This is a genomic window from Alicyclobacillus sp. CIJ1 (assembly GCF_057538885.1).
In genome coordinates this window covers 49,729-68,163 of sequence record NZ_BAAJPH010000102.1, presented here as the reverse complement: position 1 = coordinate 68,163, position 18,435 = coordinate 49,729, and the positions used below count along the sequence as shown (strand labels likewise).

The 18,435-nt window shown below is 62.1% G+C and carries 15 protein-coding genes; 9 read left to right on the top strand and 6 right to left on the bottom strand.

Going from position 1 to position 18,435, the window contains the following annotated elements; translation table 11 throughout:
• Positions 1-7: 7 nt before the first annotated feature.
• The 5 genes from AC27E8_RS07085 (at position 8) to AC27E8_RS07065 (ending at position 4,063) form a co-directional block, all read left to right on the top strand.
• Positions 8-661: a GntR family transcriptional regulator gene (locus AC27E8_RS07085; RefSeq protein WP_487098728.1), complete on the top strand. Its 654-nt coding sequence runs from the start codon at positions 8-10 to the stop codon at positions 659-661.
• Positions 662-757: 96 nt separating this feature from the next.
• Positions 758-1,669 carry a DUF6282 family protein gene (locus tag AC27E8_RS07080; protein WP_487098729.1) on the top strand — a complete coding sequence of 304 codons (912 nt, stop codon included), beginning with the start codon at positions 758-760 and terminating at the stop codon, positions 1,667-1,669.
• Between the two features lie 57 nt (positions 1,670-1,726).
• Positions 1,727-2,443, top strand: a complete 717-nt coding sequence (locus tag AC27E8_RS07075) for a PIG-L deacetylase family protein (protein ID WP_041695149.1) — start codon at positions 1,727-1,729, stop codon at positions 2,441-2,443.
• Positions 2,440-3,114 (top strand): 4-carboxy-4-hydroxy-2-oxoadipate aldolase/oxaloacetate decarboxylase, encoded by a 675-nt coding sequence (locus tag AC27E8_RS07070; protein WP_487098730.1) that lies wholly within the window; start codon positions 2,440-2,442, stop codon positions 3,112-3,114. Before AC27E8_RS07075 ends, AC27E8_RS07070 begins: the two co-directional genes overlap by 4 nt.
• A gap of 34 nt (positions 3,115-3,148) precedes the next feature.
• Positions 3,149-4,063 (top strand): DUF1932 domain-containing protein, encoded by a 915-nt coding sequence (locus AC27E8_RS07065; protein ID WP_487098731.1) that lies wholly within the window; start codon positions 3,149-3,151, stop codon positions 4,061-4,063.
• 81 nt (positions 4,064-4,144) lie between these two features.
• On the opposite strand, the gene glpX is transcribed toward AC27E8_RS07065, so the two are convergent.
• Positions 4,145-5,110, bottom strand: a complete 966-nt coding sequence (gene glpX, locus AC27E8_RS07060; RefSeq protein WP_014464307.1) for a class II fructose-bisphosphatase — start codon at positions 5,108-5,110, stop codon at positions 4,145-4,147.
• 309 nt (positions 5,111-5,419) lie between these two features.
• On the opposite strand from glpX, the gene ppdK reads away from it, so the two are divergent.
• The 4 genes from ppdK to AC27E8_RS07040 all read left to right on the top strand — a co-directional run bounded on the left by ppdK (position 5,420) and on the right by AC27E8_RS07040 (position 10,714).
• Complete coding sequence (gene ppdK / locus AC27E8_RS07055; RefSeq protein ID WP_487098732.1) at positions 5,420-8,107, top strand: pyruvate, phosphate dikinase; 2,688 nt, start codon at positions 5,420-5,422, stop codon at positions 8,105-8,107.
• 43 nt (positions 8,108-8,150) lie between these two features.
• Positions 8,151-8,879, top strand: coding sequence for a helix-turn-helix transcriptional regulator (locus AC27E8_RS07050; RefSeq protein WP_487111409.1), 729 nt, complete (start codon positions 8,151-8,153; stop codon positions 8,877-8,879).
• Positions 8,858-9,724: a pyruvate, water dikinase regulatory protein gene (locus AC27E8_RS07045; RefSeq protein ID WP_487098733.1), complete on the top strand. Its 867-nt coding sequence runs from the start codon at positions 8,858-8,860 to the stop codon at positions 9,722-9,724. The genes AC27E8_RS07050 and AC27E8_RS07045 overlap by 22 nt, the downstream gene beginning before the upstream one ends.
• Before the next feature lie 90 nt (positions 9,725-9,814).
• Positions 9,815-10,714: a DMT family transporter gene (locus tag AC27E8_RS07040; RefSeq protein WP_487098734.1), complete on the top strand. Its 900-nt coding sequence runs from the start codon at positions 9,815-9,817 to the stop codon at positions 10,712-10,714.
• A gap of 122 nt (positions 10,715-10,836) precedes the next feature.
• Here the strand turns inward: AC27E8_RS07040 and AC27E8_RS07035 are convergent, their stop codons facing one another.
• The 5 genes from AC27E8_RS07035 to AC27E8_RS07015 form a co-directional block, all read right to left on the bottom strand.
• The gene (locus AC27E8_RS07035; RefSeq protein WP_014464302.1) at positions 10,837-11,826 is read right to left on the bottom strand and encodes a hypothetical protein; all 990 of its coding nucleotides are present in this window, start codon (positions 11,824-11,826) and stop codon (positions 10,837-10,839) included.
• Positions 11,827-11,846: 20 nt separating this feature from the next.
• Positions 11,847-12,863, bottom strand: a complete 1,017-nt coding sequence (locus AC27E8_RS07030) for a phosphodiester glycosidase family protein (protein ID WP_487098735.1) — start codon at positions 12,861-12,863, stop codon at positions 11,847-11,849.
• A 131-nt stretch (positions 12,864-12,994) separates the two neighbouring features.
• Entirely contained in the window at positions 12,995-15,139 is a 2,145-nt protein-coding gene (locus tag AC27E8_RS07025) for an FUSC family protein (RefSeq protein ID WP_487098736.1), read from the bottom strand.
• 69 nt (positions 15,140-15,208) lie between these two features.
• Positions 15,209-17,119 carry an APC family permease gene (locus AC27E8_RS07020; RefSeq protein ID WP_487098737.1) on the bottom strand — a complete coding sequence of 637 codons (1,911 nt, stop codon included), beginning with the start codon at positions 17,117-17,119 and terminating at the stop codon, positions 15,209-15,211.
• Between the two features lie 226 nt (positions 17,120-17,345).
• Entirely contained in the window at positions 17,346-18,383 is a 1,038-nt protein-coding gene (locus AC27E8_RS07015) for a ribonucleotide-diphosphate reductase subunit beta (RefSeq protein ID WP_014464298.1), read from the bottom strand.
• Positions 18,384-18,435 lie beyond the last annotated feature (52 nt).

The window sequence follows — 18,435 nt, the reverse complement described above, 5'->3', positions numbered from 1 at the left end:
GGCCTACGTGGAAGTCTCAAGTCAGGGTTACACGGAAGAAGAGTGTTACAGGCGGCTGCGCGACGCCATCATCGACGGCACGCTCATGCCGTCTCAGCGGCTCGTGGAAATGGATCTCGCGCGCTGGCTGGGCGCGAGCCGAGCTACCATTCGCACTGTCCTCGCCCGCCTGGAACAGGAGGGCTTGGTGGAACGCGAGCGGTACCGCGGTGCCCGCGTTCGCCACGTCTCCCACGAGGAAGCCGTGGAGATCTTGGAGGTCCGCATGGCGCTGGAGTGCCTCATCGCGCGGTACGCGGCGCTAAGGGCGGCGGACGAGGACGTGCGCCGGCTGGATGACATTCTCGCGTGGATGCGCCGTCAGTATGAGGGGAACGATCTGTTGGCGTACTCGGACGGCAACGCGCAACTCCACCGGACCATCGCGGAGATCTCTCGTCACCACACGGCCCGGCGACTGCTCGACACGCTCAACTCGCAAAGCGTTCGATACCAATACCGCACCATCTTGGCGCCGAATCGATCGGCCGCGTCCATGCAAGAGCACCAAAACATCGTGGATGCGATTCGCCGGGGAGATCCGGACGCGGCCGAGCAGGCCATGCGCGTGCATCTCAGCCATGTCTGTGACACGCTCCGCAACATGCGCCAGGGATTTTGACGCAAGGGTGAAGGCCCAGGCGTCGCTGCGTTTTTGATTGTTGGCTATTTTGTAAGACAATCATGAATTTCTTCTTGACAGAAAGGACGCGAGCCCATGGGACAACGGGAGGACATCCTATCGCTTCTCAGCGGCCTCTACGACCTGCATGTGCACGTCTGGCCGGACCTCGTCGAGCGCAGCATCGACGACGTGTCGTTGGCCCGCCAGTTCCGAGACCTCGGTTGGTCAGGATTTGCCCTCAAATCTCACTACTTTCCCACGGTTGAACGAGCGAAAGTGGTGTCCAGCGTCGTCCCCGAAGTCGACGTGATCGGAGCCCTCGTGCTCAATCACGCCGTCGGCGGGTTCAACCCGGTCGCCGTGGACATCGCCGGCCGAGCCGGGGGGCGCATTGTGTGGCTGCCCACCGTCGACGCGGCGAACGAAAGCCCCGAAAGACAGGCTGCCCGCGGCCAATCCCACCTTCCGTTTTGGGCGCGCATCCAATCGGAGGTGCGGGCAGAAGGCATCGGGCTCGAGCTGCTGTCGATATGGGACGAACAGGGCCGCTTCCGTTCAGACCTCGCCCAATGCCTTGAACGGGCTCGTCACCATCAAATGGCAATCGCGACCGGGCATCTGGCGCGAGACGAAATCTTCGCCGTGGTGGAGCGCGCGCGGGCGCTTGGGATTCAAAAGATCATCGTGACACACGCGCTGTTTCCTTCCGAAGCGCTGTCGATTGAAGACCAGGTGAAGCTCGCCGATCTCGGCGCCTTCATCGAACACTGCTACACCACGTTTTACACCCAGAAGTGCGATTGGGGCGTGCTCTTCGAGGCCATCCGCGCCGTGGGGCCAGAGCGCACACTCCTTTCCACGGATCTCGGTCAGAAGTCCAATCCGAGCGTCGTCGATGGCATCGTGGACTTCACCGCGCGCCTTCTCGACGCCGGCTTTTCGCCCGATGCCCTGCGAACGATGTGGGTAGACAACCCGCGCAAGTTGATGGGACGCGAGGCGTGAGATGCGCTTCGCATGAGATGGATTCGAGACGTGTGGGATGAAAGGAGAGGTTGTCACGTGCAGAATCGGGGAACGTTGATGGTCGTGAGCGCGCACGCCGCCGACTTCGTGTGGCGGGCTGGGGGAGCCATCGCCTTGTACAGCGATCGTGGCTGGACGGTGCGCGTCCTGTGTCTGACGTACGGCGAGCGAGGAGAGTCTGCGCGCCTGTGGAAGGAGGGCAAGTCGCTCGATGAAATCAAGCGCATTCGGCGCGAGGAGGCCGAGCGGGCTGCGGACATCCTGGGCGCGGAGGTCCGCTTCCTCGACGTTGGAGATTACCCCATCGAGGTGACGCCGGACTTGCGAGATGCGCTTGTGCAGGAGTTTCGCAAGTATCGCCCGGATGTGCTGTTGTCGCATACGTTCGTGGATCCCTACAATGCCGACCATCCGCGCACGGCCGAACTCGTCCGTGAGGCAAGGATTCTCGCGCAGGCGCACGGGTATCCGTCTGAATACCCGCCCATCGGCGCCCCTCAGCTCTATTCGTTCGAACCTCATCAACCCGAACAGTGCCAGTTCCGGATCGATCTCCTGCTGGACATCACGCCGGTCTTCGAGAAGAAGCGGCAGGCGATGGAATGCATGGAGGCCCAGGAGCATCTCTGGGCGTATTACACGGATCTTGCGAAGCGCCGCGGTGTGCAGGCAGGCCGCAATTCCGGGCAACCCATCGTCTACGCAGAGGCGTATCAGCGCGTGTTTCCTTCTGTCGGAGGTGAATTCGTGTGAGGCCGGTCATCGTCACGAAGGTTGAGCGGCCGGAGCGCGCGCTCGTCGAACATCTGGGCCGCCACTCCGTCGCGACGCTTCACGAGGCGATGGGGCGCGACGGGCTGATGTTGCCCTACATGCGGCCCATCTACCGAGGCGCGCGCGCGTTTGGCACCGCCGTCACAGTCCTGTGCCAGCCCGGGGACAACCTCATGATTCACGCCAGCGTCGAGGTGTGCCAACCAGGAGACGTCTTGGTCGTCACCACGACTTCACCGTCGACCGACGGGATGTTCGGTGAACTCCTCGCAACCTCGCTCCAGGCGCGCGGCGTGGCGGGGCTTGTGATTGAGGCAGGCGTACGCGACGTGGCAGAACTCGAGAAGATGGGCTTCCCGGTCTGGTCTCGCGCCATCTCGGCTCGCGGCACCGTCAAAGCAACCCCGGGGTGTGTGAACGTGCCCATCGTGTGTGCGGGCGTTTGCGTTCGGCCGGGCGACGTGATCGTCGCGGACATGGACGGGGTGGTCTGCGTGCCCCGGGAGCGCGCGTTGGACGTTGCGGCACAGGCCGACGCCCGAGTCGAGAAGGAAGAAGCGACTCGGGCGCGACTCGCGGCTGGGGAACTCGGCATCGATTTGTACGGACTGCGGGACAAGCTGCGGGAACTCGGTGTGACATGGATTTGAGGTGCGGTATCAGAACAACGGGAGGGCGAGCGGCATGAAACTGGGGTTCATCGGATTCGGAGAAGCCGCGAGCGCCATTACGGCAGGTCTTCGGCAGGGAGGCACCCTCGACCTGTTGGTGTACGACGCCGCGCCTTCTGATACCTGGAAGACAAGGGCGCAGGATCTTGGCGCTTCATGCAAGGCGTCGGTGGCGGAAGTGGCCGTCGAATCTGACGTCATCTTCTCTTTGGTCCCGGCGCAGGCTGCGCTCGAGGTAGCGAAACAGGCCGCTCCGCATCTGAGCGATGGGGCGCTGTACGCCGACTTCACCTCGTGCTCGCCGGCCGTCAAGCGAGCCATCGGAGAAGTCATCTCGCAGAACCGTCCGTCGGTGCAATACGCTGCTGTCGCAGTGATGTCAGCAGTCAAGCCGCACGGCCATCGGGTGCCCCTCGTAGTGGACGGCGACGGCGCGCACAGGTTCCAGGAGACCTTCGCGCCCTACGGCTGCCAGATCGAGGTGTTGGACGGCGAGGTGGGTGGGGCCGCCCTTCTCAAGATGTGCCGCTCCGCGGTGTTGAAGGGACTCGAGGCGCTGTTTCTGGAAGCTTTGTTGGCCGCCGAGAAGATGGGGCTGGCCGATCGCGTCCTTGACTCGCTCGACGCGTCGTTTCCAGATCATCACCTGCGAGATCTGGCCCTGTATCTGGTGGGGCGTAACTTGGAGCACGCGGAGCGGCGCGCGCATGAACTCGGCGAGGTGGTGGAGACCCTTCGCTCTATTTCCGTCAAGCCGTTGGTCGCCGAGGGCGGGTATCGCCGCTTGACGCGCGCGGCTGAGGTTCGCGCCGCGATGGGCGAACGGCCAGACGGTGTCGGGGCGTGGCTCAAGGCGCTCGCCAGGGCCGAGGCAGTCCCGGGGAAAGCGAACGGCGTCGCGGCGAGCGAACGCTCGAAAGACGCATAAAAGGAAGGCCGCCCTCAGGGCGGCCTTTTGAGTTGGGAACGTGTGGAGAGGATGAAGCATCAACACCGACCTCGGACAGGGTCACACCGTCTGCGCGAGCCGCAGTTCGAGCGGCCGATAATGCGTGGCATTGACATGGCGGACCGTGCCCGTGCGAACCCGCATGACGACCGAATGCGTGTGCAGGTAGTCGCCTTCGCGACGCACGCCCTCGAGCCAATCCCCATCGGTGATGCCCGTCGCCGCGAAGATGGCGTCGTCATCGCCGGCGAGATCGGACAGGGTGAGGGTCTTGGCGACGTCGAGGCCGAGTTGCTGGCAGCGCTCGCGCTGCTCGGGAGTCTGCGGCATCAATCGGCCTTGGAAGTCGCCGCCCAAGCAGCGCAAGGCCACCGCCGCGAGGACGCCTTCCGGCGCACCACCGGAACCGATGTACAGGTCGGTGCCTCCGCGAGGCAGCGCCGTGGCGATAGAGCCCAGCACATCGCCCGCGTTCAGCAGCTTGATCCGCACACCTAAGCGCCGAGCCACTTCGAGGTGGGCTTTGTGGCGATCGCGCTCGAGCATGGCCACCGAGAGCTCCGACAGAGGCTTGCCGAGCGCTTCGGCCGCCTTCCGCAGCGTGGTCTCCAGCGGGTCGTCGAGGGAGAGGATGCCGCGCAGGCGAGGGCCGCACGCGAGCTTCTCCATGTACATGTCCGGGGCCTTCAACAAATGTCCTCGTGGGGCGATGGCCGCGACCGAAAGGGCGTTCGGCAGCATCTTGGCGACCATAGACGTGCCTTCGATGGGATCGACGGCCACATCGACGCGCGGCCCGCGTCCCGTCCCGACCTCTTCCCCCTGCGCGAGCATGGGCGCTTCGTCCATCTCGCCTTCGCCAATGACCACGACGCCGCGGATGTTGACGGTGCGGAACATGTTGCGCATCGCCTCCGTGGCTGCACCGTCCGCGCCGTCCGCATCACCCCGGCCTACCCACTTGCTGGCGGCAAGCGCGGCCGCTTCCGTGACGCGAACGAGTTCGAGAGCGAGCTCTCGATCCATCGGCGATCCCTCCTTGGTAACTCCGTTGGCTACAACCGGCTTCCATCGCGTGGTGTTCCCGACTGCGCGGCGACCCGTCGATTGGTACGCGCAGACTCACCTTCAACAGAATTATGACATCACAATCCCGGTTTCGTCAATGGATTCACGAAAATTGTTGCGTCATAATTGGTTCTGTGGTATGAACAAAATACAGGGATTTCGAATTGTGATGTGTCACATGGCGAGCTCGCGGCAAGCGCACGGCGACCGATGTGCAAGCGCTTCGCCGGATGGGCGACACGAAAGCCGCGACAAGGGGGATGCAAGATGGCACAGGTGCAGGATGTCGAGCGCCAGCAGGCACTCACGAACCGGTGGGTCTATTCCTTTGATCAGGCCGATCCGAACAATCGAAGCCTTCTGGGCGGCAAAGGTGCCAATTTGGCGCAGATGGTTCAATGGGGGTTCCCGGTCCCGCCTGGATTCACCATCACAACGGAGGCTTGCAACGAATATTGGGCGCGGGGAGGCAAGTTTCCCGAGGGGCTCATGGACGAGGTGGCGCTCGCCATTCTTCGGCTCGAGCGCACGGCCGGGAAGCGATTCGGCGATGCGTTTCAGCCGCTTCTCGTGTCGGTCCGCTCCGGCGCGCCCGTCTCGATGCCGGGCATGATGGACACCATTTTGAATCTGGGCCTAAATGATCTGACCGTGCGGGCGTTGGCGAACCAGTCGCAGGACCCCGCGTTCGCGTACGACTCTTACCGCCGCCTGATTCAAATGTTCGCAAACGTGGTGTTCAATGTATCCCTTGAGCCGTTTGAACACGCGCTGAGGGCCGCCAAGGCGAAGCATGGCGTCGAGCGCGATCGCGACCTTCCGGCCGACGCGTGGAAGGAGCTCGTGGCGACGTACCTGAAACTGTTTGCCGAGCACGTCGGGCAGCCGTTCCCACAGGACGTAAACGTGCAATTGGAGCTCGCCATCGAAGCTGTGTTCCGCTCCTGGAACAGCCCGCGAGCCATCGTCTATCGTAAGGCACATGGCATCCCAGAGACGCTCGGCACGGCGGTGAACGTCCAGGCCATGGTGTTTGGCAACATGGGTGACGACAGCGGCACGGGGGTCATCTTTACCCGCCATCCGTCGACAGGTGAACCGGTGTTGTTTGGCGAGTTCCTATCGAATGCGCAGGGTGAAGACGTCGTTGCGGGCATCCGCACGCCTCAACCCATTGCCGATCTCGCCCACACGATGCCGCACGTGTACGAGTCGCTCGTGGCCCTCGCGAAGCAGTTGGAGACGCGCTTCCGGGACATGCAGGACGTCGAATTTACCGTGGAGCGGGGCAAGCTGTTCGTGCTGCAGACGCGGAGCGGGAAGCGCACGGCGCAAGCGGCCGTCCGCATCGCCATCGACATGCTGCACGAAGGTCTCATTCAGCCGGAAGAGGCGCTCCTGCGCGTCGATGCCCAACATCTTCGCCAGCTCTTACACCGTCGCCTCCAGGGAACCGATGCGCTGCAGGTGTTCGCCAAGGGTCTTCCGGCGTCTCCAGGCGCGAGCGTGGGGCGAATCGTGCTGGACGCGGACACGGCAGTGGAGTGGGCGCAGCGCGGTGAAAAGGTCGTCCTTGTCAGGCCCGAGACGACGCCCGAGGACATCCACGGCGTGTTGGCCGCAGAAGGCGTCGTCACGACGCACGGAGGAATGACGAGTCACGCGGCAGTCGTGGCGCGCGGCATTGGCAAACCAGCGGTCTGTGGCTGCGACGGCGTGCATATCGACTTCGAGGCGCGGCAGGTCGAAGCGAACGGCGTCGTGCTGAAGGAAGGCGACGTCATCTCGGTGGACGGCGGAACCGGGACGGTATACGTCGGCGAGGCCCAGATGGAAGAAGCCAAAATGGCGGACGAGTTGAAGGAATTGTTGTCTATTGCCGACGAAGTGCGGCGCCTCAAGGTCCGCGCCAATGCGGATACGCCGGAAGACGCGCGGCGGGCGAGAGAGTTCGGCGCCGAAGGAATTGGCCTTTGCCGCACGGAGCACATGTTCTTGTCGCCAGACCGGGTCCCGCTCGTGCAGCGAATGATTTTGGCGACCACGTCGGCGGAACGACAAGCGGCGCTGTCGAAACTGTTGCCGCTCCAGGTCTCGGATTTCACTGCTATCTTTGAAGCGATGGACGGCCTGCCGGTCACCATACGCCTGCTGGATCCGCCGCTGCACGAGTTCCTGCCTCGAGAGGAAGAGCTGGAAGAGAGGCTGGAGGCACTTCGCGCGCAGGGCGCGTCGCAGGACGAGATCGCCGAGACGGAACAGTTGCTCCGGCAAGCCCGCTACCTGCGGGAGGCCAATCCCATGATGGGGCTCCGAGGGTCTCGACTGGGTATTGTGTACCCGGAGATCTACGACATGCAAATGGAAGCCATCATCACGGCCGCGGCGCAGGCCAAACGCCGAGGCATCGCCGTCGAGCTGGAAGTGATGTTGCCGCTCATCGGATCGCCAAAGGAGCTTCGCGTGTTGCGCGAACGCATGGAGGAAATCGCGAAGCGTACCATGGAGCGCGAGGGCGTTGAGATCACATACCGCATCGGCACGATGATCGAGGTGCCGCGCGCCGCGCTGACGGCGGATCAGATTGCGGAGGATGCTCAGTTTTTCTCCTTCGGCACGAACGACCTGACGCAGATGACGTTCGCCTTCAGCCGAGACGACGCCGAGGGCAAATTCCTAAACGTATATCTGGATCGGGAGATCTTGCCGTACAACCCGTTTGAGACGCTGGACACGGAGGGCGTCGGCAAGCTGATTCAATGGGCGGTCGAAGCCGGGCGCAAGCGCCGTCCGGATTTGAAGACCGGCGTGTGCGGCGAGCACGGGGGCGATCCGGCTTCTATCGCGTTCTGCGAGGACATCGGACTCGACTACGTCAGCTGCTCGCCGTTCCGCATCCCAGTCGCGCGGATTGCCGCGGCGCAGGCAGCGGTGCGCAAACGCATGACGGGTTGATAAGGCGGTAGGCACCCAGGGGGACAAATGGAGACAAGATGAGATGCGGATATTGATGTACAATAGAGACACACGCGATGCGATTCGCGGCCAGGCGGTCGAGTGTCCGCCTGGCCGCCTCTTGCTGGGGGAGAGGCCCATCGAACTCACACCTCGTCAGAAAGAAATTTTGCGACTCGTGCAGGCACATCAACCCATCACCGGCGATCAAATCGCGGAAATGCTTGGCGTCAGCCGGCCCACCATTCGCTCGGATCTCTCGTTGCTCGTCATGCTAGGACAGCTGGACGCGAAGCCGCGGGTGGGCTATTTTCTTGCCGATCCGGCCGAGCCAGCCACGCCCGTCCCATGGCGCGATCTGCGCGTGGGTGAGGTTCAATCCCTTCCCGTGATTGTGCGGGAAACCACGACGGTTCACGACGCCGTGATCACGATGTTCCTGGAGGACGTGGGAGGGCTGATCGTGGCGGATGAAGAGGGGCGGCTGCAGGGGGTCGTCTCGCGCAAAGATTTTCTGAAGTTTACGCTGGGAAATGCCAGCGCAACCTCGCTTCCCGTGGGCATGATCATGACTCGCTACCCGCACATCGAAACGGTGACACCGAATGATCTCGTGATCGACGCGGCGAAGCGGATGATCGAGTACAAAGTCGACAGCCTGCCCGTCGTCGAACCCTCAAGCGAGGATGGCAAACCGCCGATTGTCGTCGGCCGGATCACCAAGACGACGCTGGCGCGCCTGGTGGCAGAATGGGGGACCAACTGGCGATGACCGAATCGAACGTTCAGGACACGCGCACCATCTACATCTGTTCCGATTCGCTGGGCGATACAGCCGAGGCCGTGGTTCACGCGGTGATTCATCAGTTTGACATGCGGCGCGTGAAGATCGTCCGGTATGCGCAAGTGCGCACGGAAGACGAGATTCGCGAAGTCGTGGAGGCGGCCAAAAAGACGGGCGGCTTCATCGCGTACACGCTCGTGCAGCCCGAGTTGCGCGAGATGATGAAGATGGAGAGCATCCGGCTGGGCGTGCGCGTCGTCGACATCATGGGCCCGATGATGCAGGCCTTTATCGATACGTTTCACGACCACCCGAAGCAGAAGCCGGGACTTCTTCACGTCTTGAACGAGGACTACTTCCGGCGCGTGGACGCCATCGAGTTCGCGGTGAAAGCGGATGACGGGCGCGATCCCCGGGCGCTCTTGCAGGCCGACGTCGTCCTCATCGGCGTCTCCCGCACGTCCAAGACCCCGGTCAGCATCTTCCTCGCCCACAAGGGCCTTCGCGTGGCCAACCTGCCGCTCGTGCCCGAGGTCAAACCTCCCGCGGAGTTGTATCAGGTGCCGCGATCGCGCATTGTAGGACTCACGATGGGCGTCGAACAGATGATGCGGATCCGCAGCCAGCGCCTCAAGCACATGGGGCTGCCCGTGCTGGCACAGTACGCGGATCGCAAGCGGATTGAGGAAGAGTTGCTGTACGCCGAATCGATTGTGCGCGATCTCGGCTGTCCACTCATCGACGTCACGGACCGGGCCATCGAGGAAACGGCGCAGCGGATACTGGAGCTCGTAGCGAAGGATCGGGAGAGGGAAGGGCACAGGCAGCCGTAGGACACCTTGCCCTCTCAACATTTCAATGGTGAAATGAGAGATCTGATCTCTTCAAACGGGCTACCGCCCGTCGGCAGAAAGGATGGAATCATGCAGCGTTCCCGAGACGCGAGCGTCTGGGCAGCCCGCGGGCTGCTCGTCTTCGTGACGCTCGTATGGGGCGCCACATTCACGTTGACCAAACAGGCGCTTGCCATCTTGCCAGTGTACGCCTTTCTTTCCCTTCGCTTCTCCGCGGCGGCCTTCGCCACGCTGGGCCTGGCGTTTTTGTCTCGCCGCGGCTCGGCTTGGAAGGATGCGCGCACATGGGCCGTTGGTGCGACGGCAGGTATCCCGCTCGGGGCGAGCTTTCTCCTGCAGACGCAGGGACTTCGCACCATCACGCCCGGGCTCAGCGGGTTTCTCACGGGCCTGAATGTCGTCATGGTGCCCATTCTCGCGAGTGCAATCACGAAGCGGCGGCCGGACGCCCGCACCTGGTGGGGCGTCGTTCTGGCATGCATCGGACTTCTTTGCATGTGCGCCGGGACACCAGCCGGGACACCACTTGCCGGGAGATTTCAAGGCGTCGCGGAGACCCTTCTCTGCGCGCTGTGCATTGCCCTGCAGATTGTCGTCGTGGATAGGTGGGCGAAAGGGCTCGACGCGTTCGCCGTTGCCGCGGTGGAAGTGTGGGTCACAGCGCTCCTCACGTGGGTTGCCGCCCTTGTCGCCCGACAATGGGCGCCGCTCGCGGACGTGCGCTTCTGGATGCAGCCTGTCACGTGGGCGGCTGTCCTGGTGAACGGCCTGCTTGGCACGGCGTTTGCGCTCTGGGCGCAAAATTGGGCCCAGGAGCGTCTGTCGTCTGCGCAGACGGCCATTGCGTTTGCGCTTGAGCCCGTCTTCGCAGCGGCGATTGGCTGGGTGGTCCTTGGCGAGGCGATGACGTGGCCGGGGATCGTCGGAGGACTTTTGATTGTCGCGAGTATGGCGGTGGCACCGGCGTGACGGCGTGCACGGCCCCTTTTTGTTCGTCTTTTGCGTCCGATAATAGATATTATGTCAAGTTAAAAATCGAGGCCGGTCGCCTCTCGACAGACACTGGCACTTCCCTTGTGCACAGCTCGACTTCACACCTCGACATTCGTCATGGCCGGCGGATTGAGGGCAATGGAACCCGACGACGAGATGGCGATGTCGCTCGCGAGAGCCGGTTGTGCGAGCTGCCGGACCAATTGGTCGCCGTCTGAGGTCTGGCGATACACGGCCGTCACCAAACCGTCGGCGTTGACCGTGCCGTAGTAGAGCGTGTTGCCGACGACGCCGAGGAGCGCCGCATTGGACTTCACGAGTTGCCAGTCCATTTGAAACTCAGGCGTATAGCTGCTCGTCTCAGGGGTCTGGTAGAGGCGAACGACGTTCCACTGGCCGCCTTGATTGATCTCGAGGTACAGGTTGTCTCCGGTCTCGGTCATCGCGATATTCTTGATATAACCAGCCGGTACGGTGACCGGCTGAACGGTCTCCATGGTGCCCACGTGGTAGACCTCACTCGATCCGTCCGCTTCGATGAGCACAAAGATGTCGTTTGTCGCCGTGCTGTACGTCACTTTCACAATCCGCGCATCTGGCGACAAGTTGGAAAACACGGGCACGCTTGCGGCGGTCTCGTCGGCCTGGAGCCCGTTCGACACGTAAAATGTGTTCAGTTCCAAGTTGCCGGGCGAGCGCTCCTCCCCCACAAACACCTCGGCGTTGCCGAGCCAGTCCACATATTGCACCGGGTACAAGTCGGTCGCTTCGCTGACCTGCGCCCCCGTCTCCAGCTGCACCACGTGAACGGTATCCCACCCACTCGAATCCGATGTGACGTAGGTGGCATATTCGCCGTTCGGCGAAACGGTGACGCCCTCGTACTCGCGTTTGAGCTGCAGAAGTTCCAGCTGCGCTCGGCGATGCAAAGCGGCCTGGATCTCGCGCTGAGAGGCCGTTTGCTGGGAGACGAGGAGATGGTTGAGATGGTAGAAGAAGAGCGATTCACACGCGGTGCAGAGAGCCGCCAGCGCGAGGAAACGGCGCCCCACCCTCCTGCCTCTGGGCTTCTGTTCCATTTGGATCATCGGCTTCCCTCCCCCATCCCTCAGTTCGGCATGACGACGAACGCGGTCGCTACGCTGCGCGCGCCCGTGAGGTCCACCGGCGTGTTGACCATCCGGCCGTTGTACACCATGGTCGTGGACGACCCCCCGTCCAAATCCGCTGCGATCACGGCGTGATACTGGAGCATGATGGCCGTGATGTCGGCCATCGAAGCGCCAAGGTGACCAAATTGCCCTCGCCCGTCCGTCACCACCATGATCACCTTCCCGTCGGCCGTTTGCCCGATGGCGGTGCGCGGGTTGAGCCCCTGATCCGGAACCTCTACAGGCTGCCCGTTCAACACGAGCACCGGGCCGAAGCTGAGGGCCTCTGTCACATGCAGCTTCTCGAGATCGGCCAGAGAGTAATCGCCAGCGATCATCTGGCCGCCGCTCGTAAACCCGATTTCGGGATACTTGGCCGTGCTATTCGCCCCCGTGATGACGCGTCCGTCGACGATCGTGATGCCGAGGGGTTGAGCGCCGGTACCCTGCTGATTGCTGTCCGCAAATGCGCCGCCGTTGATGCCGGCCACGGCGCCCGCGTCCTGCACAAGTTGCGGCACCGTCTCCCCGCGCTCGCCGATGTATTTCGTCACCGCGACCCGCACGCGCTTCGGGTTGTCCACGACGAGGATGTACGCCGTGAACGTGCTGCCGTGATAGGTATAGAGGTGAATCGAGTTGTCTGCGTCGTTGAAGTCGCGGCTCACGATGTCCGAGATGGGCAGCGTGTCCGATACGAGACTGCCGCTCAAGGCGTGATCCGCGATGACCGACTCAGGAAGCGTGAAAAGCGACAGCGGGCGAAGCAGATACCCGTGCCGCGTCTCATCCAGCGTGTCGATCACGTAGGTGCGCAGCGCAGGAAAGGGCCCGTGGAAGACCAAGAGTGACGACGACACGAACGCATACAGCGCCGTGGCTATCAACACGCCTAGCCATCCGCCGCGCCGTCTCGGCTTGTCCTTGGTCTTCGATTCTTGAATGCGGGCGGTCCGATGAGGTCTTCGATCCAACGCTGTCCCTCCCTGCATCATGGTTTCCGGCGTGATAGACGAAGGACAACGCGACTCCGTTCAACGCCGGGCCGCGCGCGACTCTCTCGCGTCTATTGTACCGAAACGAAGCGCTCCGAGCGATCGCGGCACTAGGACGGCGAGGACTGCGGCGGATCGGCGTCGATCTCATGCGTCACACGAGCTAGTGTCTGAATCACGTGGTAGAGGCGAACCACCGCCCGGGCGATCACGTCCAACGCGCGCCAGTTCACCTCCATCGTCTCGACGTGGCTGCGAACGCGCGCTTGGTGCCACAGTTCACCCGTCGGATCAATCACCATGTCCCCTGCTCCACGTCGCAGTCCGTCCGCCAGTGAGGACAGGGCGCGATCGACCCACCGCGCGATTTCCTCTTCCTCCTGCGTCAAGGACCGCGCTGCACGTCCCTCCCACGTGTACGCCTCGAGCGACAACAAAGTGTCCGAAAAGCGGTGCATGCCGACCAAAATGGCGACCATGATGTGCGCGCTCATGGGCGGTGCAACCGGTTCCGCCAGCACCTGGCGGACGGCCGCGGCTGCGTTCGTCCTCGATACGCGCACCGCCTGGCGCTCGCGCGCGAGCCTGCGCGGCGATCCTTTGCCCCCCTCTGCGAACACGCGTAAGACGCCGCGAAAGTAGTCTCGTTCCCGCTCGACGGCCTGCGCGAGCGCGCGGTTCACCTGCTCGTGCTGCCAGGTCGGCCACATCAAGTAGATGAAAACGGCAAGCGCGCTGCCGACGAGTGTCGCAAGCATCCGGTCCGCCATCGTGGGAATTGGTGCCTGCTGCTCGAAGATGGACAGCAACACGACCATCAGCGCGGTCAGCGCACAGCTGAAGAGCGCGTAATTGTACGTCACCCACATGTACATGAGTGATCCGAAGACCACGACGCACGCGCTCGCAAACACCCCCGTCCGGTCCGGCACGGCCGTCAAGAGCAGGGTCGCGAGCAGAAGCCCCGCCATCGTCCCGAGCACGCGCGCGATACCCCGCGTGAATGTGCTTGTGAAGTCCGGGCGGAGAATGATATTCGCCGTGAGCGGCACCCAATACGCGTGCGGCCAGGGCAACGCTTTGGCCAGCGTTTCGCCGATGCCCACGGCGATGGCGACGCGCATCGCGTGGCGAAAGATGGCGGAGTCCCACGTCAGGTGGCTCTTCAGCGCCTGCCAGGCCTGCTTGATCTTCGAAGCGGCCGACTCGAGTGCTTCGGATGGCAAGGTGTGCGCGCCCGGTTGGACGAGATCGTCCCTGAGAGCCATCAGCGAGCGCGCCACAGCCTCGACGTGCGCCGCCGTCTCTTCCTTGCGCTCGACGCCCTGAGCCGCATGCGCGATGGAAGAGAGTTCCTCCGATGCGCGCTCCAGGATGTACATCAGCGGTTGAGCCCGCTGGTCTCCCTGCGCAATGAGCCACACGTGATCGCCCAGGGCGGAGAAAATCGGCGCGCACTGCCGCAAGATGTCTCTGGCGAATGCGGTGTCACCCAATTCCTGCGCGTACGCCCTGCCTCGCGCGATCTCGGCGAGCGCCACGACGTACATGCGAATTTGTTCTGCGCCATCGAGCAGTCGGTAGAGGCGGGAACGATGTCGCTTCGGCATATACGAGTCGCGGAGCAGATCGTTCGCCTCGACGAGCGACGCGGCCAACTCGAGGTCCGACTGGCGCGAAGGGGACGCGGCATAGGCGCCGAGCTTCCGATACACGTTGGAAACGGACTGAGCTTCGGCGCTTTGAGGGCTGACGAGATCGACCGCTAACATGAGGGTGGTTTGCAGCAACCCGCCGCATGCGACGAGACACGCGCGGTACAGCGCGCCGGACATCGACTGCGGGCTTGTGGAGATGAGGATGAGCGCATTGGTGGCGAGGAGCCCTACCTGTCCGCTCGGTTGGCTGACGCCGAGCATCATGCCTGCCAGCCAGCTGCTCAACGCGGCTACGGATACGATGAGCCATGCGCGATGACCGGCCAAAGCGCCGACGAATGTGGTGACGCTCATCCACGCCGTGGCGAACATCATGGTGCGAAGGCGGCGTCGCGCAGTTCCCGTGTTGCCCGCAAACCCGGCGACCAACGCGCCAACGGCGACGCCTATGCCGGACAGCAGATGCCCCGACTGGAGTCCCCACACGAGCGGGATGAGGATTCCGACACCGTTGCGCAGGCCCGGGAGCACGCGCAGAGACGTGCGGTCTCGCTCGAGCACGCTGTGCAGCGTTCGCCACGTCCGCCTGCGAATCAAATGGACCCCCTCTTCCTTCGCTCGGCAAAGCGGGCCGCAGCCACCATGTGAGGGGCGCGGCCCAACGCGTCACTTCTTCAGGTGATACGGCACCGTCGTCACAACCACATCCTTGTGCCGCAACATCCACGCGCGAATGAGCAAAGACGTCTGGTTGTGAAGCAGATTGTGCCACCACTTTTTGGGCACGAATTGCGCGATGAAGAGCTGAATGTGGTCCGGTTTGCCGCCTTCATACGTCTCAAGGCGCCGGATGAACTTCGACAAGGGCTGCAACAGAGAGCGGTATTCGCTCTTCACTGTTACCAGCCGGCATGGATTGCCCCACGCTTCCCACTTCTCCTCCATCTTTTCAATGGACTCGTCGTCGAAACCGATGTACAGCGCGAGCACGTTCGGCGTCGAACTCATGGCAAACGAAATCGTGTCGAGCACCACGCGGTGAATGCCAGAAACGAGGACCACAGAGACGATGCGATGTTGTTGCGGGCGGTCCACCTTGAGATCGATACGAAGCTCGTCCGCGACGTCCTGATAATGCCTGTGCACCTTCATGGCCAGATAAATCATGAGCGGGATAACAACCAAAACAATCCAAGCGCCGCTCGTGAACTTGGTGACCGCGAAGATGACCGACACGAGAGCCGTAATGAACGCGCCAAACGCGTTGATGCCCGCCTTCAGGCGCCACAGACGCCCCTTGACCCGCGCCCACCTTTTGATGAGGCCCAGTTGGGCCACCGTGAACGCCACGAACACGCCGATGGCATAGAGCGGAATCAGGTTGTTCGTCTGCGCGTGAAAGACCTCGATCAACAACGACGCCAGGGCCGCAAGCACAATCATGCCGTTCGAGTAACCCAGCCTGTCGCCGCGCAGCCGAAGTGCCCTAGGCAAATAACCGTCTGTTGCGAGCAGGGCGGCCACCTGCGGAAAGCCGGTGAAGGTCGAGTTGGCGGCCAGGATCAGCACGACGAGCGTGCTCCACATGATGAATTGATACATAAAGCCGTGGCCGAAATAGCTTTCTGCCAACTGAGACAGCATCGTGTTGTTCGGATTGACGCTGATCCCTTTCACGTACAGGTGATACGCGAAGCCGAGCAGCGTGACGCCCGTCACGAGGCCGAGGGCGATGTACGCCTTGATGGCGCCGTTCTTGCCCTCGCGAAAAATAGGGACGGCGTTCGAAATCGTTTCGACACCCGTCAGAGCCGAGCAAGCCGAACTGAACGCCTTGAGCAGCAGCATCAGGGTCAGCCCCTGCGGCACGACGCCGAATGGCGGCGTGTGCGGCTGAACGAAGCCATGGCGGAGCTCATCCCAGAAGCCGACACCAATCATCACCAACATGCACGCCATGAACACGTACGTCGGATAGGCGAACACCTTGGACGACTCTGAAATGCCGCGCAGATTGACGAGCAGGATGATGAGCACGCACAAGAGCGAGAGCGATGTCTCGTGCCCTTGCAAAACGGGATACGACGACGCCAGGTTCTGAATGCCCGAGGCGACGGACACCGCGACAGTGAGCACGTAGTCGACCATCAAAGCGCTCGCCGCCAGCAGCGGAACCCACGCGCGCTGAAAATTGTCCTTGCTGATGGCGTACGCCCCGCCGCCGTTCGGGTACGCAATCACGCCCATGATATAAGACGTGATGAGAATGATCAGCAACAGAACCGTCATGGCCGTGATGGGCAGAATCAACCACTTTGCGTTCTGCCCCAGGCCAGCCAGTTCCGTGATGCCCGCCTCCGGCCCGTACGCGACCGACGAGTACAGGTCTGCGGAGAGCACCGGCAGCGCCATCCACCAGACGAGTAAGTTGCGGGATTCGCGGAGATCGCGCGTCCGCATCGGCTTGCCGACCACGAGCCGCTTCACGCTGCCGAAGTTAAACATGGCATAGGCGACCGCAGCGATGATGACACAGATAATGACAGGATGCAACCAGGACCAGTCATGTCCACGCATGATACGGAAGCGCTCCTCATTTCTCGACGGATTTCATCGCAAACCATTAGGATAGGACACGAGGATGTCGTCAGACGTGATTTATTGTAATCTGGTGCCGTAAAAAAGCAATTGCGGCGATGTGCTGGAGGACGAGCCAAGGGCTTTTCAACCAAAGGTTTCCCGGAAACGTCACAGACATGCGGACGAAAAAGAGCCGCCATCAGGCGGCCCCGCGAAGCAGTTCTTATAGGTCGTCCCAGTTGAGATTGCCAGCTTTCGTGTAGTTGGTCACGCGCTGTTCGAAGAAGTCGGTCTTGTGCGAGTTGATGGCAGCGAAGCTGTCCATCCACGGCATCGGATGCTCCTTGATTTCCGGGTAAAGGACGGGCAGGTTCAGCGACTGAAGTCGCAGATTCGCGAGATATTTGATGTACGCGTCGATGAGCGCGTCGGTCAGTCCCACGATCTTCCCTTGCGTCACGTACTGTCCCCACGCGATTTCGTGCTGCACGGCCGTGCGCATCATCTCGACGAACTCTTCTTCCATGTCGGGCGTGACGATGCCTGGGTTTTCGCGGATGATCTCGTGATACAGGTTGCGGAAAATCGCGAGATGCGTCAGCTCGTCTCGTTGAATGAATTTGATCTCCGAAACCGTTCCGAGCATCTTGCCTTGGCGCCCCAGCACGAAGAAAAAGCCGAACCCCGCGTAGAAGTACACGCCCTCCAGGATGTAGTTGGCGACGATGGTCTTCATCAAATTCCGGTCTGTCGGGTTCTCGATGAATTCCTCGAACAGGTCCGTAATGAACTGATTTCGCCGAAGCAGGTGGTCATCATTTCGCCATTCGTTGTAGATCTGGTCTCGCGTCGCCGGGTTGACGACGGAATCCAGCACGTAGCCGTAGGACTGCGAATGCACCGCCTCCTGGAAGGCATGTACGGTGAGGCACAGGTTGACCTCGGGCGCGGTGATGTACTCGTTGATATTCGGTAGATTGTGCGTCAACAGGCTGTCCATGAAGATCAGAAAGGACAGGACCTTGTTATAGCTTCTGCGTTCGTCCTCGCTCAGCAAATCGTATTGGCGAGCGTCGTCGGCCAAGGGGATTTCTTCTGGAATCCAGAAGTTGTTCATCATGGCCCGATAAAGCTTGTAGGCCCACTCGTACTTGATGTTGTTGAGCTCAATCATGTTGGTGGTATTCCCACCGATAATTCGACGCTTGCCCCAGTCGCGATCGCCCTCTGCGTTAAATAGCCTCGTCCGTTTCAGTTGCATGACCGAATCCTCCTGTCGATCCTCGTCCGCCTGTGCGCGGGAACACCTGCCG